The organism is Pantoea sp. (assembly GCF_039594315.1).
Taxonomy (GTDB): Bacteria; Pseudomonadota; Gammaproteobacteria; order Enterobacterales; family Enterobacteriaceae; genus Pantoea.
Window position 1 is genome coordinate 207,627 of sequence record NZ_JBCNNP010000002.1, and the last position, 20,491, is coordinate 228,117.

Genomic DNA, 20,491 nt, shown 5'->3' on the forward strand with positions numbered 1-20,491 from the left:
GGAAACGATCACGCAAACTGGCCATGCGCTGTAGCTGGTATCGATGAGATGAAGTTGATTGAACCGTAGTGAAGTGGTGGAAACCTTGGGCGTTGCTCTTACCCGCTACTTGCAAAGGTTGAGTAGCTTGCCGGTTATCCCGGATGCAGCCGCCAAAAAGCGTTTCTCACAGGCTGCTGAAACTTTCGCTGATGACCGCCGTCAAGGTGCCCCTTTCAGGTCATGAGGGCTTTGTTGGTTGCGTAAACAACTATGGCAACAGGTAAAACTTAGCAAGCATGGTCTTTGAGGTCAAATAGTCTAGGGGGATTTTATAGTTGAAAAAATGACCAAGAAGGGTAATGCTTAATGAATGAATTTAGATCAATGACGGAGGCTGCATGCAGAACAATTCTTATCTCAATGGGATGAAAGCAGGTAGAACGGTTCGAGCAGTCTTCATTTTTTTTCGTCGTGTTAGGTACAAAATGTTGGTTAATGCTGGGCAGTCAAGATTCAGAAGGAATCTAGTAAGTATGCTATACATACTCATGATTATCACGATCATGATCTTAGCTTCATCACTTCTCTATTATGCTATAGGTATAATTGGACCAATCATTATTCTACTTGCAGCGGTCGCTCTGCCTAAAACCTACGGAGCATCCAATAATGATGACACTTATGACTTCAACGACGGATATCGTGATGGGCCTGAAGGATATGGTTACTATTCTGGCGGATATAAAATGGACGACTGAAGAGGTCGCCCGAATTAATTATTGATTTTTATCCAACTACGGCGTGGTGACTTTTGAATTTTCCACATGCGCAAATTTTATTCTTCACGCATGCTTTTAAGGAAAGTATATTATCTTTTATTTTCAACCTCCGTAACTGGGTGTTCTTCAATGTTGGACGGAAAATCTTCCATTAGCTCATTGCAATGATGGTTAAGGACTATTTCACCTTTTGTTAGTCTTTCCGTCCAATATCTTCCTTCTAATTTCTTACTCGCACCTTCAATTATATTAAAAACGATAGTTCCATCATGAATGGCACTGCGTTCACTTAGGCTCAATCTTGGCCTTGAACTATAAGAATAAGACATATTTTTAATTTGCCGATCAGTATCTATTGAAAAACTTTCTGAATAAGAAATGCTCTCCATTTCAGTTGTACGCATCTTACAGCTAAAACGAAAGAAAGATTGCTCGATCGTAAGCATCACAGGTATTTTTGGTGGCTTTTCTCCTGTAGCTGGATTTGTCCAACTGGAATATATATAACCCAGCCAAGTACCATTCAAATTTGGGAAAGGAACGAGCCAGCCCCTAAAAACTTTGAGTTTCCAGCCCCATTTAGCAAAAACTGCTATAAGCAATAGATCTATGCTAACTACTTTTGGCACAAGTCCCATAAAGTCTTTTAACTTGGATAAATCGATATCATTGATATAGGCAAGAGATAGCCAAGCAATGGCAGAGCAGCTGACCAGTATATAGATTGAATTTTTAAGGGTGGCGTTTCTCATTTGTCGAATCCATAGTAATACCATGCTGCTTCAGCAAAATCGCGGCCATCCTTACGGCTCCACTTTTGTCCGGAGTGGAACAGGTAATAGCATTCGTTCACTTCTAGCCAGCGATTGTATTCAGGCTCCTCGCCTTGCAATGATTCAAAGATATGTATAAGCATGGCGCATAGACGTTCGGTCCATGTTGGTTTGGCAAAAATACTATCTGGGCAATTATATGCTAGACATTCCATAAAAAATGATGGAAGCTCACGAAAAGTTCCATCTTCTGCCATAGCATTTTCAACGCGTTTAAGTAAACGTGCACCTCTTTTGTATAAATATCCAGTTCGTACGTTCTTCGCAGTTCCATTTTTTAATTGCTGATCCGGATAGTTAACAATACTGCTAGAATCAGTCTTAAAAATTTTTGTCCCGTTTATATTTCCATGCTTCATGTAACGAATGTAACTAAAGCATGGAACAACATCTGCATCTACTCTGGACGAATTAGAGTTAATCTGAATAGCGGTGGAACCAGAAGTATCGACTTGATTTGGGAATTTTTTCTCAAGTGCATCAATTATTTCTTTTCTAAGTTTTGATGGGGTCCACTCACCATTATAGGGTTCACCCGGAATACGATTAGCATCATTATCGGCTTCCCAATAAAATGCGTTTTGACACTCAACAGCTATATCAACATCACTGTCTGATCGCACATTTGTATTATTAGCGTAAGAACCTTTAGCATAAACTTTAAATTCACAACTTTTAAGTGGCTCATGCGAATCTAAAGCTTGACGAATCATACGCTCGGTTCTTTCTTGTTTTTGCTGTTCAGTATCGCTAGATGGGCCAGTCCAGCCTGACAGTTTATCTTCCAAACTCATTGAATATCCTTATAAAGTCAATTGGCAGTAAGGGAGACATCTGAAATGCTAACTCCTTACTTACATCTTTCAATTATCATGAAAAATTATCTTTAACAGAAAAATAATTCAATAGTTCTCCTATGTTTTTTGCGTGAGTAAGATGCGTATCTTTATCATCCCATTTATATGTGTTCTAAAATTAAAATGTAATAATGAAGTTAAAAACCAGCTTAAGTTAAACTACCAATATTTTCTGGTATTTATTTTATTTAATCATGGAGTTCGAAACAGACTCCCCGGCTTTCCCTGCAGCACCCTGCACGTTCTTGGCACCATTCGAAAACATCTCAGCCATCCCACCAACTCTGATCCCAGCCCATCCAAATGCCGCCATCCACAGCGCAGGCAAGACAATAAACATTGCGCCCATAACAAAGTTCATAATCAAATCGTCAGAGCTATTCTGGAACCCAGCCGCATTCCAGCGGCTATGTGTATCAGAACTATAAAGCGCTTCCATCAACCAGCTGTCGAGCCAGCGCGCCAGCTCCCACCAGAACGTCAGGAAATTAAGTGCAAACACCACAAAGCTGACGGTGATAACGGTTTTGAACTCATAACTACCAAACGCTAATATCAGTGGAAGCATCACGTAAATGGCCATCAGCAATAATGCCTGCACCATGGGTAGCGCCTGGCGCATCGCATCAAATGCTGGAAACGCCGCCAAACTGCCCAAAGACATACCCGCGATACCACCAATACGGCTGGCAGAGTTGTCCAGCGTGAAATCAGCATTGCCGCCATAACCGGCATAGGTGCGGCCATTTTGCGATACAGTCAGACTTTCCGGACTCACCAGACGACGAACAATGCTCTCTTTATATTCGGCGTTGTCCTTGCCCATCATTTTTAGCGCGGCTGACATGCGCAGCCACATACCCGGCGATGCCTGATCGACCACGCGCGCCTCAAGGCCGGTATCAGCACTGGACCACCATTCGCGGCAGGTTGGATAGCCACCGCGACCGGTGTCAGGTCTGCCGCTGTCGCGGCTTTCATTCCATGGGAATGATGCGCGTGGCGTTTTGGATTGCAGTTGATCGTAATAACCGCTGCCGTTCAGAAATGTGTTGCTGCCGAGCCATTCAACATCGCGTAGCGCATCTTCTTCTTTAGTTTGTCCCTGATCCTGCTGCTTCCACAGGTAGAGTGCCAGCGCATAGCAATCGTTGGTGAAATCCTGCAGCTCGGCGGCGAGCGCCGGATTGCTGATGCGGGTGTGCTGCACTTCAAAGCGCAGCTGACGTAAATCAGGGCGGCAGGGAATAGTGGCCACAGCTGCCTGAGTTATGCCTTTGGATAGTTTGTGCATCAGCACCCACCAAATTGGCGCTGCAGCCGTTTGCCCATCCATGCTGCTAATTATCGTTGAATAACCGCTTTCATCCGGCGCTTTTGGCGTCCAGGTGCCGCAGCTCTTGGAGCGGGATTCATCGTATTGAATGCTGTCGAGGCTGACATTGATGATTGGCAGGCAGCAAACCAGCATGACGAAAAACGCGCTGTATAGCGCGTTTTCGATGCGTGGCAGTGACAGCTTACCTTTGTTGCCCTCGTCATCGCCTTCCTCGCGCACCTTGAGCCAGATCCCAACCACTTTGAATATCAGCGGCACTGCAAACAGGCCAGTGGATATCAGCAAACTCCAGATGCCGTTATTGATGATCCAACCCAGCAGGGTAAGAAAGAACTCCAGATAGCTGTTCGTGCTCATCAGTGGCCTCCTGTTGTGGAGTACAGCGCCCATTCCATGACGACGATGTAGAGCATGCCAATGCTGCAGATGCGCAGAATCATGCGACGCCAGGCAGGATATGATTTCTTCAATTGCCAGCATTGATAGGCGAAGTAAGCAGTTACCGCATAAATCACTAGCCGCCATATCAGCCATACCACCCAGGTTCTATCGAACCAGCGCATGAGATGCGTCAGTGCTTCAGGTGATTTACTCGCAAACCAGAATAAAGCGAGGGCGATGCAGACTATTGCGGTGAACGTTAACAGCCATGCGAAAACCTTCAGAAATTTACGCATCTCACTCCTCCCCGGATGGCGCGGAAAGTTGATTGAAACGCGAATCAGTATTTTCATGCGGCTGGCGCTGCGGGTTAGAGGTGGCGCGATTGTTTTCGCGATCGATGATGGTCAGTACGGAATTACGTGCCAATTCGCGCTTCAGTTCCATTTCATTCTTGAGTGCGTTGATTTCCCGATCGAGCGATTCAACGCGGCGATCGCCTTCCTGGAGCGCTTCAGGCATTGCCGCCGCGTTTGGCTCTGACTGTCCGGTAACGATCATGCGGCGCATCAGCAGCGCAGTTTCAACCGTGTCAGCCATCGCCAGTTCACCCGCTAGACGGCCAACCAGCGCCGCATTATCCGGGTCGCGTTGCAGCGCTTTGATTACGCCGCTGGTGATCGCCAGGCTGCCGGTGCGCAGTTTCGCCAGGTTCTCGGCGTTGGGTTTCTCCGTGCCATTAACCAGCTTCACCAGTTGCTCGCCGTTGATGCGTGTGGCTTCTTCCAACATCGGTGAAAAACCGGTTCCGGCGACGCTGGCTCCAGGTTGCTGATCGATATCGCCATCGGTGCATTGCGCGGCATCTTTACAGGTACGAATTGAACGATCGCCTAGTACTTTTACCACGGCTGCTGCGGCTTCTTCAGAGTTGGCAAATTTTCCACAGCTGCCGCCATTGCAACTGTCACCTGTCACGCTGCCGGTGCTGGTAACAGCCAGGTTGTTCATCATGTTGTAGCCCGCTGCAGTGAGGTCATGAGTCGGGCGAATCGCGCGCTGGCCACGTCCGCCGCGCTTTTCTCCACCAACCCAATTGCTGCCTGACTCGCCCGTTACTTTTTCACCGGCATCATTAACACGTATCGCATCCGCATCGCCGCTGTTCACCAGCTTCTTGTACTCATCCATCGCAGCCTGCTGCGTCCATTTGCTGGAGTCCGAGAAATCCACCATGCGCTTAGCCATGTTCTGGCAGTTGAGCTGCGCCTTGTCGAATGCCACATTTGCCTGCAACACGCCGTTGGTGAGCATTTCATACAGGCCGGGATTGGCGCGCTGAATCACCATCGCGGGGAGGCTGGCCACTGCGCCGGTTGCACCCTGAATCACATCGCCCATCAGATTTTTGAAGCCGTTAGTCATGCCGTTGAGCTGATTGCCGACGGTGGTTTTCAGATCGAAGTTGCCGCATTGCAGATCTGAGCTCCAGCCAACATCCAGCCCCAATTTCTGCATGCTGCTGCGTGTGGCTGGCTGCGAAATCACCGAACCGCCGCCAAGGGTATAAAACAGCTTATCTGATACTGCGCCGCTGGCACTTTTGCCGTAGCCCATGCTGCTGTCCTGCACCTGCGGCAGCGAAACATCAAATGCATGAGCGCTGGTAGCAATCAGCAATGCAGTCGCGGCGAATGAAAAACGAGGGATCATGATTCACCTCCAAAGTCGGTGCTGTAGAGGAAGGTCTGGCCGCGTCGCTGGCAGCAACTGTATGGCTGCCAGAGTGCAAAGGCTTCATTACCATCAACCGCTGGAGTGAAATTGCCATCCGGGAATACCGCGCAAGTTTCGCTGAGTTGCGGCGACAACCGCTGCCATTTGTGATTTTTGAATCCGGTATTTTCTTCGACAGGACCGGGCGGCCAGTAGCCGGGGGATGGATTGCCTTTGAGGGTTTGATAAACGTGAGGCTGACCAGTACGGGTGATGATGTCGGCCACTCGTTGAGCCACCACAGCCGCCGCTTTATCGTCATCGGTCTGCGTGACGAAGCCCGATCGCGGATAGACGTTGCTCCACATGTTGGCCGTTGCCTGGCTGCCGATTTCGCGCATGCCTGGCACCATAGCTTCCGGATAGAGCGATTCCGGTATGCCGCTACGCCATGCCAGCGTATCAAGCGTGCTGAGGAAATAAGGGGTCAACGGCGTTGCGGCGCTTTTGCAGGAATAGCCAGAGATGCTGCCGCCAATCAGCGAAGTGGCAGGATGGCCAATCGCGTCGGCATATTTGAAGTGCAGATTGGTTTTGCGTTTACCCGGCGCTTTTAGCTCCTCGTTGCCGCCACCGGCTGGCACACCATACATGCCATTTTCCAGACCGCCCGCAGTCTGGCTGACGAACGCCATTTCACTCCAAGGGTTCGCGCCGGGTTGAGCATATGTCGATACAACCGCTTCCGGGATGAAGTGCGTCACTTTCACCGATGTGCGCACCTTGCACCCAAAGGGCGTGCAGAACAGCCAGTAGCAAATCCCACTGACGCGCCAACTGATGCATGAGGGAGAAACCGCGCTGGCGATTATCTGGGCGCTGGTGATCGCCGCTTCAGTTGCTGGCTGCACTGCAGCGAAAAGCAACGCAGCGCCAGCCAGTTTCGCGCGCGTCATTGGTGGCCACCTTGCGTGCGAATGTTGCTGGCAAGATCTATATCAGTGGTGCCATACACCACATCAACGTCATCAAACACCACGGCGGGATACTTCTCGATGCCCAACTTCCATGCAGCGATTACGCCTCGCCAGGCTTCAACTATCTGCTGCTGTTGTTCAGCGCTCATTTGCTGCAGGCCGCTTTTCGCCTCCTGAGCAGCGCTAGCAGGATCACTGCTGAACTGGCCAAACATCGAATTCTGTAGCCTGTCTGGTGCATCGAGAAAAACGACGCGAGTATTGGCATCAGCATTGATGGCAGGATGATTTGCAGTGGTAAAAACGGTGATCGCCGCAAAAGTAGGCGATACCAAGAGCAGCAATACAAATGGAAGCAGCGCTTTCATCAGACTTACTCCACAAAGTGAGTGAAGCCATTACGTTGCGCTTGAAAAATGAGCAACACAGTAAACAACTCTGTGCCGGATTGCAGAATTAAATAAATCCCCAGCCCAAAGGGGTGCAGAACAACTTACCAGTGGGAAGATGTAACCTTTGGACTGAAGACGGGCACACTATGCTGATTTCAGGACCAGTACACAATTAAGTGAGGTCTGATTTCTGCGTCATTTTGTGTGCTTAGTTGCAAGTTTATGCGCCAGATAAAGTTCCAGGTAAAGCAGGTCGGCGGCGTCTACAACGGTCATGTACCAGCGCGGATGATGATAGTCATCCTCCGTTGGCCAGCTAAGGTGACTATTCACTGTAATCAGCAGGTCAATCGAGCTGCACAGCTTGCCTTTGAAGTGCAGCGCAAGGCAGGAATGGCTACCAACGCGCTGAGGATGGCTGGTGATCAATATAGGTGGATTAACGCGCGTACGGATTTCATCACATAGCCTGTCCAGTAATGTCAGATCGCTCACCAGGATTTCAGGTTCACCCTGCGGCATCAAAGTAAACAGCGTGCGCGCGGCATGCCGGGAAATTGCTGTGGTGATATGGGGTACGGGATATTTTAGTTTTAACATACGGCTCCCTGATTATGCGGCGGCAGACTTGAGACCACGCGCTGCATCAAGCTGACGCGCAACGATCACTGCAGCTTCCAGCTCGCTACAGTTATGTTGTTTCATCAGCTTGCGGCGTTCGGCTTTCTCCTCTTTCTCAGTCATACCGAGAGCGAGGTAAAGGCTGGGCGGCACGGCCCGAAACAGTGCTTCAGTTTTCTTCGACAGCACCACACCTTCGGTGTAGCAGCGCGGCAGCTTACTGGCGGAAAGCAGCACCGATTTTTGTTCATCGCTCAGCTTCTTAAAGCGTGCGATTTGCTCCACTTCATCAGGTGGCATCGTCAGGCACAGCCACCATTCGGCCATGTTCAGCATCTTCTCGGCGATGTCCGGGTAATCCGCCAGATTCTGCGTCGCCATCCACAGCCAGGCACCGAGCTTACGCCACATTTTGACCACTTTGGTCATGTATGGCGATAGCAGCGGATTGGTAGTAGTGATGTGCGCTTCATCGATGGCAAAGACGATTTCGCGGTCGAGATACTGATCGCGCTCGGCGATGTTGTTGATGGTGTTCACCAGTGAAACCATCGCCAGAGCCATCTGCGCGCTATAGTTCTCGCGCGCCAGCGTGCCCAAATCGATAAGCGTGACATCGGCTTCTGGCCACGGCGTTCCCGGACGGTTGAACAGCTCGCCTTCAAAGCCGCTGGTAAACATCGACATCGCACCGGCCATCTCATCGGCGCGTGCGCGGCGGCGTTCGGTCAGCAACGGCTGGCCGCTGCTGTCCACACTGTTATCGCGCGCGATGACAAACAGCGCAGTCTGCAGATCTTCAGCAATCATCTGACGCGATTCGTCGTAGCTGGTTTGCGCAGCCATCATGATGGCTTCACGGATCAGGCCACGGTCAGAGCGCGTTAACCGTTCCTCTTCGCGCTTTTCGCCACCGGTTATCATCATGCGCGCGGCGATCTCCATTTCACCGAGGATGTCGCGCTGTTCATCACCGTCGTCTTCATCGGCGTCCGGGATGTCGGCTTCGTTGAGCTGCAGCTGCTCAGGCTTGAGATCGAGCAACTGATGCGCGTCGGCGAACAGTGCCAGGCCTACGCCGCAGCCGGGACGGATGCCGATTTTATTCACCGTCAGGCCAAGGCTTTCGCAATAGTCGGCATACAGGCCGAACGAGTTACCGGCTTCGGCAATAAACAGACGCGGGCGGTGAATGGCCATTAGCTGGGAAAGCGTCGCGCACAGCGTAGCTGACTTGCCCGCGCCGGTTGGTCCGAACAACAGCATATGCGCGTTCTGCGTGCGGTCCTGCTTATTCATCGGGTCGAATGTCAGCGGTTCACCGCCGCGATTGAAGAAGCTGAAGCCGGGATGACCGCTGCCGGTGGCACGGCCTGTTACCGGCAGCAAACCCGCCAGATGCTGCACCCACGTCAGGCGCGTATACCAGTGGCGGCGGTCCTTCTGCGGGTTAAAACACATCGGCACTGCGCGCAGCCAGGTGTTAAGCGGGGAAACGTTGTATTCAGGTCGTACCGGTTGCAGGCCAGAGGTCAGCAGCACCGCCGACATGTTCTGCTGGCGTCGGTTAAGGTCGGCTAGATCGTTGCCACGCAGCATGAAGGTCAGCGCACCGCGATAAAGTTTGTGACGGCGACCAAGATACTCTTTCACTTCGCGCACATCCTCACGCACGCGCCCGGATTCGGTGTTTTCACCTACGGCGTTTTTGGCCAGCTTGATGAAGTCGTTTTCCAGCACGTCCTGCGGCTGGGAAACGATGGTCAGTGAAACCACCGTGCCCTCGGGCAGCAGATCCATCAGCGCGTTGATATGTTCGCCGCGCGCCATTTCGCCAGTTAGCATGCCGGGTTCAGGCGGGCGGCGCAGACGCTCGATGGCAATCGCGCGATGCGGTTTATCGTCGAACCACCACACGCCGTTTTCGATGTCCGAACGCGGCGGCGTGTACCATAGCGTTTCGGCAAAATCGTTGGCCATCGGCAGCTCTCCCGCTTCAGCATCATGATGCTTCGCGGCGGCGTAAAACGCTTCTTTGCTTAATCCGTGCTGCGGATCAGGATTAAACAGGCGCAGCAACCATTCATGAATTTGCGCACCGGTTTGTCGCTGGCAGGCAACGCCAGATGCGCCAAGTGATGCCGCCAGCCGATCGCAAACCTGATTCAGCATGGTAACGGGAGGCAGTGCATGAACGTCTTTCACACCCTTGGCGGCACCTGGCACCCAGCGATAAATCACCATGCGCGTGCGGCGCTGCTGCCCGCGCCACGGCTGGCCAGTGACCAGCGTGTCGCGGAACAATCCCGTTGGAATGGCGATGTCCCGTAAATGGCGCTCGGTTTCACCCAGCCAGGCGTTGGTGAATTTCGTGCCGCGCGCCCAGGGTTTTACGTACTCTTTGACCGTGTTCAGATAGGCCGATGGATCGTCCTCATCCTGGCAAAAGAACTGCACCACCCACGGCGAGATGTCGTCTTCTTCCAAGCTGTCCTGCAGCGCATCTTCCACCTGATCGCGGATTTCCTCCAGGCGCGCGGCGGTGCGCCCCTCGGATGAAATCGGCGTGATGGTATAAACCGCGCCGACTGAAATGCCGTCATCAAGCAGCAGGCATTTATCTTCCGGCAGATATTCGGCCCACGGCAGGTAATCAATGATGGACGGTTTGGCGTGATACAGCGCCGCTTCATCCTGCACCGTCATTTTGCCAAGGCGGGGCAATGGCTGCGGCTGACTGCTTTCAGGGATGTTGCTGGCTTCTGAGGCGGGCTTTTTAAACAGGGAAAACATCATTACAGATCCTCCGTGCGCTCACCCGGCAAGGCGTACTGCACCTGACTGTAAAACGGAAACACCGTGCTGTAGCCGGGAACCGGCGAGTTGCCACCGGCAAGGTGCGGAAACACGTACATCACCATGTCGGGATTTGGCAGGCGCGGGAACTGCTGAGTGATCTCGCTTTCCTGCGTACGGCTGTATGAATGGTCGAGTTTGTCGGTGCGCTGGTCTTCTGTTTCACTCAGCGGGCGGCGCAGCGCTTCACGTCCCTGTGCGCCGCGCTGAGCCGAGCCGCTCGCGCCTTTACCTTGCCACAACTCCAGCATGTTGCTGTCGCCCGCTGGCAGCATTTCATCTTTCGACGTGCTGCAGCCTGAAATGACTGAAACCAGCGCGGCGAACGCGACCGGCATAAATGCTCTGTTCATTCGCAATCCCCTTAGTCCAGTCCGATGCGCGCGGCATTACCCGGCACGCTGAAGTCGTAACGTACCTTGCGGCCTTTATCTTCATAATCGATCGCCAGCTGCTGCGTAATGTGAACGGCCAGATTCGCACCGGGCGGCACATACACTGCGTCGAAGGTTTGTCCATAGCGCTGTTTCACCCATTCGGATACATCACCGACGCCACCGGCAATCGCTTTGCCCATCGCCGCCTGTCCGGCATCGCCGGTTAGCGTGGATGTCACGCCGCCATAAGCATTGGTTTGCCCGGTACGCTGATTTTCGTTGAGCGCTTCACCGGCAGCGGCAGCGCCAGAAAGCGCGAAGAGCGTTGGCAGATACGTTGATGCGTTGGATTTCCGCGTGCCGCTGATGCAGGGAATCCCGGCTTCATCCGAGATCCAGCCGATGCCGCCGTCCTGCTTCTTGCCGCCATCCTGGCCGTTGCTCTTGCCGTTGTTATCCGGGCGCGGCAGCGTGCGCACCCGGCCATCGCTGAAGACGAAGGTGATGGAGTTAACTTGGCCGCGCACGCAGGAGAGCGTCCAGTCGCCAGATGCCGTGCCGGAAACAATCGCGCCTTCAACGTCAGGTAAATCGATGCCGTTGGCCGTCAGGTTGTCGCGGCCAATCAGCACTTTGAATGGATAAGGATCGGTGACGGTGCCATTAATCGGCACACGCCCCAGCAGCGCGGTCATGCCTTTGCTGCCAATCAGCGTGGAGTTTTCCGGCAGCGTATAAACCGGATCGATGCTTTCCTCTTCTTTCTGGCTGTTGGAGTAGCCTTTCACCTTTTGCTCGTAGTTGCTTTTGCTCTTACTCAGCGCGTTATCGCCGAGGAACGATGTCGGGAATCCACCCATTACCGATTTGCCGTCGCTGTTAGCTGCACCAGTATCTGTGCCGCTGCTGCGCTGATCGCTGGGTGATACCCACATCACGCCTTCACTGGTGTTGCCACTGGCAACATCATCCAGGCCGAGTCCCAGTGGAATATCGCTATTGCTCCGATCCTGTTTATCAGTCGCCATGCGTTTGGCTAACTGATTACTCAGCTCCTGCACTTTGCTGGTCAGTGATTGCTGTTCCTGCTGCAGCTGCTGGCGGCGATCTTCGGCAATTTTTTGATAATTCGAAACCGCTTCGTTTACCTGACCGGCAACATTCTGATTGCGCGTACGCAGTCGCTCGTTTTCTTTGACCAAATCGAGATTCTGGCGGTCGAGCGTCTCCTGCTTGCCGCGAATGGTTTTGAGCGTGCCAACCAGCGTACGTAACGTATCTTCTGGCGTATCACCTTCGACGCCCAGCGCCTTAAGTTCGGCAGGCGTCAGGTCGGCCAGCGCTTTGGGCTTTTCTGGCGTAGCGCTGGTTTTCTCTGTTTCATTCTTGATGCTGCAACTTTTCATGCCCACCGCGACGCCCGCGAGCAGGAAGACCGGCACCAGCACTTTGACCAGCGTGTTCGATTTAATCTGCATGCTGTTTACCTCGCGCTTTGTGACTCACCTTCGCTTCAGGAATCAATGCGTTTTCGGGGCGCGAATCCATCACCAGATAGAGCATGGTGGTGTCTTCAGGCGTGCCAACCAAACCGAGGAAACGGTGCTGGAAAGTGGCGGAGACAAACTTGCCCTGCAGCGAGCGGGGATCAAGAACGATTTTACGGCTGGTCATGTTGCGGACGCGAAACGCCACCACGTTCTGAGTTTGCACCGCCCATGCTGCGATAGGCTGGATCTCTAACGGCTCGGCAGGATAAAGCGTGGTAATGCGTTTGGGTAAATGTAGCGGCAGCGAACGCACGCCGGGAACCGGCTCAACCGTGCGCAGCGGCGCATACAATCGCTGCGATGCGTAACGCGTGAGCAGTACCGGCAGCGGTGCGGAGTAGCTGACTTTCTTCTCTTCTTTGGCTGTGTCGGCTTTCTCTGGATTAACTGAGGCTTCGCTGTCGCCACCTTCATAAACCAGCTTTACCGGCTCTGCTGAACCTTTCGCGCCAGCGGTGACATCAAGCATGATGATCTCGCCATTCTCCACATCCTGCAGCTGGACGCGGGTCTGGGAAAACGCCTCGTTCGCTTTCAGGTACACCGCTCCGCCCGTGCTTTGCACGCGCAGCTTGCCCTTCAGCGCTGGCGCGATACCGACGCGCACGTTTTTATCGACGAATACCACGCGCTCCTGGCCAACCTTGAGCGTGACCTGCAGCGGGATGCGCTCCCATTTCATCAACTCAACCGCCTGAACCGGATTCGGCGTAAGTGTTGCCACTGGCAACACCGCGAACATCAGCCTGCAGGCAACATGCAATCTGGTGAGCGTATTCATCAAAACATCCCCTTATGCTCAGGCTGAGGTTCAGGTGGTGCGGCCTCCAGACGCTGCGGCACGCTGTCGTAGCAATCCAGCGCCAGGCCGAACTGATTGGTTTCAGGATCGCCATTCCAGCGCGTAATTTTCATCGGGTAGCGCACCATCGCGCGCTTCACAGGCTCGGTATGAAAATACTCATCCGCGACCAAATCCAGCTGCGCGACCCAGTTGTCACGGTCACGCACAGTGACGCTTTTAGTGCTGTAGCCGCGCTCGGGGATTTCATACACCACGCGCACGCGGTCAATCAGCTCGTTGCGGTTGGTGCGCTCGGTAGCATCTCTTTCCAGAAAGTCTTTGCAGCCCGGTGTCAGGTATGGCGACAGCGCCCGAATTTTGGCGGGATAATCCACCTCACCGTTTTTCGGCCATGCGTTGAGTTGCTGGAAGATATAGAAAGCAAAAGCGTAAACCGATGACGGCGGCACTTCCCACCAGGGGCGCGTACTGCCGGTGCGCAAGTCTGGCGGGTTATGAATGGTCATGCTGCGTGGCGCGAGCATCCAACCGGATGACGTGATTAGCACCAACAGAATGAGGAAAGCGCAGGCGATGCGCAGCGATTTGATGTGCTGATCGCTGCGTTGAATAGCATTACGGAACTGGCTCATTTTCCGGCTCCCTTCGGTGTACGGCGCAGAGACCAGCTGTGTGAGCTGATGATAAGAGAGCGATCGCCATAGCCCATCCGGCGCTTCTTCTCCTCCAGCCGCTGCCAGATATAGTTTTCTGGCTTGCCGCGTTTAAGGCGGGCCATCCAGCGCCCGCCAAACGCAATGAGTAGCAGCGGCATGAGCAACATCCCGGTAGGGATGATGACCCAGCCAAGCAGTGGAAAAAACGGCAGACACACCACGCCTCCAACCGCTATTCCAATCAATGCCGCCAGCCCTAATTCCGGCGTGGTGAAGCCGCGAAACACGACAGGTTCGGCATTCAGTCGATCGGGCAGGAAACGGATGGTCTGCATGCTTATCCCCTTAGAGAATGATTTCGGCAGACTGACCGAGCAGCCAGATAGTCGCGACCAGCAACACGACACCGGTTGCCACGATGGAGCCAAACTTGGTCCAGGTGGCGCGCTCGTTACGCACTTCAACGAACGTATGCACCGCGCTGGTTGCAACGTTGATAAATGCCACGGCGCAAACCAGCAGTCCGGCAAAGACAATGAAGTCCTGCGCGTAACCTTTGATCTGGCCCATCAATCCGGTGCCGCCGCTAGATTCTGGTGCTTCAACGGATGGCAGATCAGCCAGTGCCGGTTTGCAGGACAACCAGGCCAGAATCAACCCGGAACCCAGACGCATAACCTGACGGTCTTTGAAATGAGACAAGCGAACTAACTTTGATTTCATGGAACATTCCTCTTTGACGGGTAAAGGCACTTCGAAAATGTCTGCGTTAGCTGGCGAACATCCAGATGCAGACGATCAGTAAAGCCACGGAACGGATAACAAATCGGGCAAGCGCGGCATCCCTGACTTTGGTATTTGCCCAGCCATGCCAGACATCCACCGCCGCCCATGCTGCCCAGAGAAACAGCACGCACAGTAGTAGCCCGACAGACACCAGATACAGAATGCTAATATCGATGTTGCCGGATGCCGTTTTAAAAGCGTTGATCTGCGCGGCAGTCATCGCCATAGCGGACGGCCTCGCGTGTAATCGCCGCTGACCTTGCCGTAATCCAGCGGCTGCGCACGCGAAGGCTGCGTGTATCGGTCGATGCCAGCACGCATGGTGTTGAGGTCTTCATTGGCTTTCTTGTAATCGAACAAGTAGCGGCGGCGATTATTAGGATCGGACTGTGCAGCGACAGTGCGGGCGCGGTCGAGGGAGAGCTGGACTTGGTCTAGTAGGCGTTGGGTGGTGGCGAGTTCGTCGAGTTCCGTAGCAAATGTAATATTACTCATAAAGATAGTGAATATGATGACGATAGATCTCATATGTATTGACTTAGTTTTGAGATTGCAACGCATGCTTATTACCCCACATGAAGATAAAGTTCTCACAAGAGTAATATTCATATTTTCATTTGATATGAAAAAGTAGTTAGATAACTAGGTTAATTTAACTTCAATAGATTGATGAGGGATACATTATATGAGTGCTGAATTGATTTTTGACTGGAGTAGTGAGTATGAACATCTTCCTGCAGACAGTTTATCAAGATCGAAACATGCTGAGTTCCTCACTGAGTTTTTATTATCGAAAGCCATTGACAATAGTTATGTATTAAACTTGAATGCTTCATGGGGTGCAGGAAAAAGCTGGTTTCTTAGACGATGGCTTCATGTTTTAGAGGGTAAATACCCTACGGTCTACATAGATTGCTGGGCAAATGACCATTCTAACGACCCATTACTTACCGTTGTGTCTGAAATTAGAAGTTGCTTAATAAAAAACACAGACAAGAAAATAATTGAGAGTTCTGGATTTAAAAAGTCATGGAGGCTATTTAAAAACCTTGCTCCAATCGCAACTAAAACCATAATAAAAAACAAATTAGGTTTAGATATTGATGGGCTTGAGGATATAGAAGATCTTGATGAGTTAGGTGAAAAAGTTGTTGATGAGCTAATCAAATCACACGTTGAGACAAATGAATCAATTGGAGAGTTTAAAAAGTCCATCACTGAGTGGTTGCGAGCTGTATTAGCTACCCAAGATAAGATTGAACTGCCACTTTTTGTTTTTATTGATGAACTGGACCGTTGTCGACCAACTTATGCAATACAGATGCTAGAAACTGTGAAGCATCTATTTGATATAACAAATGTCGTTTTCGTTATCGCTACAGATAAAGAACAACTGCAGCACTCAATTAGAGCAGTTTATGGTGATGGATTCAATTCAGGAAAATATTTGGACCGTTTTTTTCACAGAACAGTTACGTTAAGCCAGCAATCATTAAAAGTCTTCATTGAAAACAGATTAAAGAAATCTAACCCATATATTGTTTATGATGAAAAACCATTATATTTCATTAATTTAAATGAAGAGGAAAAGCCATCGCTTACAATTTCAAGCATTCTTATTTACATTGCTGACTACTATAGAATGGATTTGAGAACTGCTAACTTATGGCTTGATCGAGTTGACTCTGCAATAATCTTCTCTAATAAGCCTGTCGATCTTTTTTTACTTTCATTTTTGATAGCAACTGAAATGATTGAATATGATCTATATGGAACTCTAATTTATGGAAGTGTGAATAAAGATGAGATTTTTAAATTGGCTAGCTCAAGATATCGTAAAGAAGGGATTGATTTAACATACTCGCTTGTGTGTGTTGATCAAAGTATAATTCCTGGCGGTGCCGCTGCCTTCAAACCATATGATAGTGTAAGGCAGAAGTATACACCGTTAAATTTGATTAGTATGTTAATCCATCTTTTGAGAAATAAATATACTCGTGAGCAACCATCCAATGCCCTCATCCGGCTTAGTCAGAATATAAGTCGGCCAGATATTAATCGAAATGTAGATATCACAGGAGAAAATATATCTTTGCCCACAACTACTCAATATCGTACGCCTCTGTTAATTGAAATTAGTTACATCGACTTCCATCTAAATAATTCGATAACATTAGATGACTATAGAAACCTTTGCGAACTTGCGATGACAATTGAGTAAAGACTTAAGCGCTACTCTAGTGGCTTATTTGCTGACGACAACGCATAGTACTTATTAAACGATGCCGTCAGCGCTACCAAAGCCATTCCCTACATCAGCTCAGCCTTACGTTAAGCAGTAGGACGCTCATTCCATGCATCGGTATATTGAATATTACCATCCACAATACGCCAAGTGATTTTTTCATACTGCAGGCTGACGCTTTCCGTATGGTTTAGTTTGTCATTGCCAGCAAGCTTTACGTTGGCCACGCCGCAGTTAACGCCGGTGACTTTCACGTTTTCCATCAGCACCGTGTAATAGCAAACCTCTTGGCCTGCATCGCTGATGTTGTAGAAGCGAAGTTCAGCGCTTTTTAACGTCTGACCGGTGGCTGCAGCCTTGTACAGATAAGGCGTGGAGCTATCGACTTCTTTCTCAATCAACATTGATGAATGCTGGCGCGTGCCGGTGATTTTACCATTAGAGCCGTCTACTGGCAGGTTAATACCGTGGCTCATACCGATGATTTCAATGCTGCCTTCACGATCATGAACATCAACAGATCCTCGAATATCTGCGCCACCATCGTCTTTAAGCCACATATACGGAGGGATTGGCATTTCACTTGCTCCTTATTTTTTTGACTAACTTCATGGTTATTAAGTAAACAGCCGTGGTGATGGACACCACGATGACAAAATCAATGTAGAAATAGGCGTCGTAGAGGGTTTCTATATTGGATTCGCCGCTGATAAGCACAGCAACCTTTCGGGCGAAATCCTGAGAGATATACGTTTCAGCGCCACCAATAGATCTGCCCACAACAAGTGTTATGAGTAGGAAGAAAACGCATTTTGCGGCCCTACGGGCAAGTGTTTGAGCCATTGGCAACAACCTCAATTAATCCTCGGGCCATCAGCGAAGGCTTGCTTGGCACAGACACCATTGAAGTGTTCATAAACGCCTGGCGGATACGTGCGTAATCGGAGTTATGAGGAATGGTAATGCAGCCTTCTGATATGGTTCCTGGATGAAGCCTGAATAATTCGCGACGTACACCCTCATACCATGTTTCATCGTCAATGGCTGAGTCCTCCCGGTAGAGTGCAAACCATTCACTTCGACCGAAGGCCACGCCGTTAACGTACTTGTTCCAGGTATCCTGTAGTTCAGCCTTCCGCTTGCCAAAGAAGCCACCCGCGCCGCGATCGACAACCCAGTATCTCCCCGGTGGCAATGGACCGTCTCCCGGAACTGCGCCGCAGCCTCCTCGATTGCGGTAAGCGCCATTACCAGAGAACGCCATGAAAACACCGACGCCATAGATGTTTAACGGTGCGTAATCTGCGCCGTTCAGAATCAGTTTTCCATTCAAAGCCATAGCTCACCCAATATCCATATAGTAACTGTGTGTTATGGTAAGCGAGGCAGCATTTTAGTGCCAGTAATTATTAATGTTTCTTATATAATCAAACTCTTTGACAGGCCATAAATGATGAGCTGACAGCTATTTGGTATCCAGACTGATGACGTGCTGACGCTGAGAAAGACTTTTTTACTGAGACGTCCGTTGTGTGCCAGAAGCGGACCTTCCAACAAGTTATATAGGAGCTAAACAATCCTCATTGATGCAGGCTTTGGGCTTGTAAATTACCATTGCTAAAAGTTACATAATAAGTTCTATAATGTGTAGCATGGGTGATTAATATAGTTGTTTTAAGTTAGTTAATTTAATTCCCTACAGGATATGGAGTTTTTGATGTTACAACAACTGGCCTGTGAGTTTTTTATTGAGTTTTCACGATATGAATATTGCCTCAAGGCATGTGGGATTTTAATCAATGGAGGCCATTTAAAAGCTGACTGGAATGGATATTCCGATCAGGTGCGTGACGTTATCGAAAACCCGTCTACCCCTAAACTTAATGAAGCGATTCATTACTTCGAAGAGCATCCCCCTAAAAAACAGATTTACGGTGAAAAGGGGATCATGTGGTCGGAAAAACTACCGAGTTCCCGGCATCGGGCTGAACTAATTTTACTACTGGTCTGTCGAGTAAGAAACAATCTCTTTCACGGCGGAAAATTCAATGGTAATTGGTTTGAACCGGAACGCAGTGAGCAGTTAATCCGGCACGCCCTCACCATCCTACGGGCCTGTGCGGAGAAACACGCCGGAGTGAAAGATGCCTATGAGAACAAACACTTCTGAGACGGGGCACTGCTACAACCCAGCCCATAACGGCAACTCTGACAGAATCATTAAAGGTTACTAGTACATTAAAAGAAATCGCTAAAGCAGTCGGATTTATGTCTATGGGGAGCAGGTCAAGACGAAGCTAGCCCGGCTCCCCGTGATTTTTATATACCCACCACGGAGGCATTAGGCCCTATTGCCTTTTTTTCAGGTCATCAAGAATGCTCTGCTTTTCGGCAACCAACATTTTGTACACATCATCATCACCTTTAAGATTAAATTTGAAATGCGATCGTCCCACAGATATGCCGGATACGCCTTCAATCCACATATCCTTAGCTATTTTTTCATCTGAGTCATCTAGGGCATTTTCAGAAATCTTATCAAGGGATGAGAGGATATCCCCATGCAACTGTAACAATTTTTTATATGTGATTGATGGCGAATTTTCCTTCCTCCGAGAGATCAAGCTTAGATCATTAATCTGGGCGTTAACGCGATCAATAATACCAAAAACTCCTAAGCGAGCCTCAACTGACTTGCGCTCAGATTTATGTTTTGCGCCTGTTTGAAATAACAGCTCGGAGTTAATATACGAACCTAGATCATGTGCATCTTTCACCATGGTTCTAACACCCTCACTAAAGTGTGGGTATCCGATAACTAGCCCCCCCAGTAGTGGGATGATCTTACCGTAAGCGGTGATTTTCGCGATGATTGAGCCTTCAGAGAACTCAACTGTTATCTCTACCTCACTTCCAATAAAAAAAGGTATTCGGCTCTTCGCAAAGGCAGTTATTTGCTTCTCAATCTCATTGATTCTTAGTTTCTTATCTTGAGGGGTCGCATTTTTTAACCACTCAGGATTAACATGAACATACGATTGAGAAATGATATTCCCTGATACATAGTTTGCCATTCCTACTCCATTAAAAAGTTACCTTAGCCACCTAGTAATACCCCTAATTTCAGGAGATATCGATATCATTCGCAACGATTGACCTGTTCCCAGTTGATTGATACACGACATGTGAGCAAGATTTATGGCAACTCAAGTACGAACGTCTGCTGATCGCTCAAAGCAGTCATTCAAGTCTGCTACCTTTCCATCATTGGTTTTTATTCTGCCGCGCCACCAAGGCGGCTTGCCTGCTGACGACAGCGCACAAAGTCGAGCTTTGCAC

24 protein-coding genes are annotated in these 20,491 nt (G+C 50.1%); 3 read left to right on the forward strand and 21 right to left on the reverse strand.

What is annotated here, in order from left to right; all coding sequences use genetic code 11:
* Nucleotides 1-380 precede the first annotated feature (380 nt).
* Nucleotides 381-740: a hypothetical protein gene (locus ABDW13_RS02600; protein ID WP_343550840.1), complete on the forward strand. Its 360-nt coding sequence runs from the start codon at nt 381-383 to the stop codon at nt 738-740.
* A gap of 110 nt (nt 741-850) precedes the next feature.
* Here the strand turns inward: ABDW13_RS02600 and ABDW13_RS02605 are convergent, their stop codons facing one another.
* The 17 genes from ABDW13_RS02605 to ABDW13_RS02685 all read right to left on the reverse strand — a co-directional run bounded on the left by ABDW13_RS02605 (nt 851) and on the right by ABDW13_RS02685 (nt 15,402).
* Nucleotides 851-1,513 (reverse strand): hypothetical protein, encoded by a 663-nt coding sequence (locus ABDW13_RS02605; RefSeq protein ID WP_343550841.1) that lies wholly within the window; start codon nt 1,511-1,513, stop codon nt 851-853.
* Nucleotides 1,510-2,388, reverse strand: coding sequence for a nucleotidyltransferase (locus ABDW13_RS02610; protein ID WP_343550842.1), 879 nt, complete (start codon nt 2,386-2,388; stop codon nt 1,510-1,512). The genes ABDW13_RS02605 and ABDW13_RS02610 overlap by 4 nt, the downstream gene beginning before the upstream one ends.
* 247 nt (nt 2,389-2,635) lie before the next feature.
* Complete coding sequence (locus ABDW13_RS02615) at nt 2,636-4,147, reverse strand: conjugal transfer protein TraG N-terminal domain-containing protein (RefSeq protein ID WP_343550843.1); 1,512 nt, start codon at nt 4,145-4,147, stop codon at nt 2,636-2,638.
* Nucleotides 4,147-4,467, reverse strand: coding sequence for a hypothetical protein (locus tag ABDW13_RS02620; RefSeq protein ID WP_343550844.1), 321 nt, complete (start codon nt 4,465-4,467; stop codon nt 4,147-4,149). The genes ABDW13_RS02615 and ABDW13_RS02620 overlap by 1 nt, the downstream gene beginning before the upstream one ends.
* Before the next feature lies 1 nt (nt 4,468).
* The gene (locus ABDW13_RS02625; RefSeq protein WP_343550845.1) at nt 4,469-5,884 is read right to left on the reverse strand and encodes an integrating conjugative element protein; all 1,416 of its coding nucleotides are present in this window, start codon (nt 5,882-5,884) and stop codon (nt 4,469-4,471) included.
* Nucleotides 5,881-6,843, reverse strand: a complete 963-nt coding sequence (locus ABDW13_RS02630; RefSeq protein WP_343550846.1) for a TIGR03756 family integrating conjugative element protein — start codon at nt 6,841-6,843, stop codon at nt 5,881-5,883. Before ABDW13_RS02630 ends, ABDW13_RS02625 begins: the two co-directional genes overlap by 4 nt.
* Complete coding sequence (locus ABDW13_RS02635; RefSeq protein WP_343550847.1) at nt 6,840-7,232, reverse strand: TIGR03757 family integrating conjugative element protein; 393 nt, start codon at nt 7,230-7,232, stop codon at nt 6,840-6,842. The genes ABDW13_RS02630 and ABDW13_RS02635 overlap by 4 nt, the downstream gene beginning before the upstream one ends.
* 219 nt (nt 7,233-7,451) lie before the next feature.
* Complete coding sequence (locus ABDW13_RS02640; RefSeq protein ID WP_343550848.1) at nt 7,452-7,856, reverse strand: hypothetical protein; 405 nt, start codon at nt 7,854-7,856, stop codon at nt 7,452-7,454.
* A 12-nt stretch (nt 7,857-7,868) separates the two neighbouring features.
* Nucleotides 7,869-10,670 (reverse strand): conjugative transfer ATPase, encoded by a 2,802-nt coding sequence (locus ABDW13_RS02645; RefSeq protein WP_343550935.1) that lies wholly within the window; start codon nt 10,668-10,670, stop codon nt 7,869-7,871.
* Between the two features lie 2 nt (nt 10,671-10,672).
* The gene (locus tag ABDW13_RS02650; RefSeq protein ID WP_343550849.1) at nt 10,673-11,086 is read right to left on the reverse strand and encodes a TIGR03751 family conjugal transfer lipoprotein; all 414 of its coding nucleotides are present in this window, start codon (nt 11,084-11,086) and stop codon (nt 10,673-10,675) included.
* An 11-nt stretch (nt 11,087-11,097) separates the two neighbouring features.
* Nucleotides 11,098-12,588 carry a TIGR03752 family integrating conjugative element protein gene (locus ABDW13_RS02655; protein ID WP_343550850.1) on the reverse strand — a complete coding sequence of 497 codons (1,491 nt, stop codon included), beginning with the start codon at nt 12,586-12,588 and terminating at the stop codon, nt 11,098-11,100.
* Complete coding sequence (locus ABDW13_RS02660) at nt 12,578-13,402, reverse strand: TIGR03749 family integrating conjugative element protein (RefSeq protein ID WP_343550936.1); 825 nt, start codon at nt 13,400-13,402, stop codon at nt 12,578-12,580. Before ABDW13_RS02660 ends, ABDW13_RS02655 begins: the two co-directional genes overlap by 11 nt.
* A 38-nt stretch (nt 13,403-13,440) precedes the next feature.
* Entirely contained in the window at nt 13,441-14,097 is a 657-nt protein-coding gene (locus ABDW13_RS02665; protein WP_343550851.1) for a PFL_4703 family integrating conjugative element protein, read from the reverse strand.
* The gene (locus tag ABDW13_RS02670) at nt 14,094-14,456 is read right to left on the reverse strand and encodes a TIGR03750 family conjugal transfer protein (RefSeq protein ID WP_343550852.1); all 363 of its coding nucleotides are present in this window, start codon (nt 14,454-14,456) and stop codon (nt 14,094-14,096) included. The genes ABDW13_RS02665 and ABDW13_RS02670 overlap by 4 nt, the downstream gene beginning before the upstream one ends.
* A 10-nt stretch (nt 14,457-14,466) precedes the next feature.
* Nucleotides 14,467-14,844, reverse strand: coding sequence for a TIGR03745 family integrating conjugative element membrane protein (locus ABDW13_RS02675; RefSeq protein WP_343550853.1), 378 nt, complete (start codon nt 14,842-14,844; stop codon nt 14,467-14,469).
* Between the two features lie 46 nt (nt 14,845-14,890).
* Nucleotides 14,891-15,133 (reverse strand): TIGR03758 family integrating conjugative element protein, encoded by a 243-nt coding sequence (locus ABDW13_RS02680; RefSeq protein ID WP_343550854.1) that lies wholly within the window; start codon nt 15,131-15,133, stop codon nt 14,891-14,893.
* The gene (locus ABDW13_RS02685; protein ID WP_343550855.1) at nt 15,124-15,402 is read right to left on the reverse strand and encodes an RAQPRD family integrative conjugative element protein; all 279 of its coding nucleotides are present in this window, start codon (nt 15,400-15,402) and stop codon (nt 15,124-15,126) included. The genes ABDW13_RS02680 and ABDW13_RS02685 overlap by 10 nt, the downstream gene beginning before the upstream one ends.
* A 190-nt stretch (nt 15,403-15,592) precedes the next feature.
* Between ABDW13_RS02685 and ABDW13_RS02690 the strand changes: the two genes are divergently transcribed.
* Nucleotides 15,593-17,128, forward strand: coding sequence for a P-loop NTPase fold protein (locus ABDW13_RS02690; protein WP_343550856.1), 1,536 nt, complete (start codon nt 15,593-15,595; stop codon nt 17,126-17,128).
* A 110-nt stretch (nt 17,129-17,238) separates the two neighbouring features.
* On the opposite strand, the gene tssD is transcribed toward ABDW13_RS02690, so the two are convergent.
* Genes tssD through ABDW13_RS02705 form a run of 3 tightly spaced genes read right to left on the reverse strand, consistent with a single transcriptional unit; the run spans nt 17,239 to nt 18,491 of the window.
* Nucleotides 17,239-17,730 carry a type VI secretion system tube protein TssD gene (tssD, locus tag ABDW13_RS02695; protein WP_343550857.1) on the reverse strand — a complete coding sequence of 164 codons (492 nt, stop codon included), beginning with the start codon at nt 17,728-17,730 and terminating at the stop codon, nt 17,239-17,241.
* Between the two features lies 1 nt (nt 17,731).
* A complete protein-coding gene (locus ABDW13_RS02700; RefSeq protein WP_343550858.1) occupies nt 17,732-17,995 on the reverse strand; it encodes a hypothetical protein in 264 nt (87 codons plus the stop codon).
* The gene (locus tag ABDW13_RS02705) at nt 17,973-18,491 is read right to left on the reverse strand and encodes a DUF2778 domain-containing protein (RefSeq protein ID WP_343550859.1); all 519 of its coding nucleotides are present in this window, start codon (nt 18,489-18,491) and stop codon (nt 17,973-17,975) included. Before ABDW13_RS02705 ends, ABDW13_RS02700 begins: the two co-directional genes overlap by 23 nt.
* Before the next feature lie 378 nt (nt 18,492-18,869).
* On the opposite strand from ABDW13_RS02705, the gene ABDW13_RS02710 reads away from it, so the two are divergent.
* Nucleotides 18,870-19,322 carry a hypothetical protein gene (locus ABDW13_RS02710; RefSeq protein ID WP_001560595.1) on the forward strand — a complete coding sequence of 151 codons (453 nt, stop codon included), beginning with the start codon at nt 18,870-18,872 and terminating at the stop codon, nt 19,320-19,322.
* Nucleotides 19,323-19,500: 178 nt separating this feature from the next.
* Here ABDW13_RS02710 and ABDW13_RS02715 read toward each other — a convergent pair whose 3' ends face one another.
* A complete protein-coding gene (locus ABDW13_RS02715) occupies nt 19,501-20,226 on the reverse strand; it encodes a hypothetical protein (protein ID WP_021578469.1) in 726 nt (241 codons plus the stop codon).
* Between the last annotated feature and the right edge of the window lie 265 nt (nt 20,227-20,491).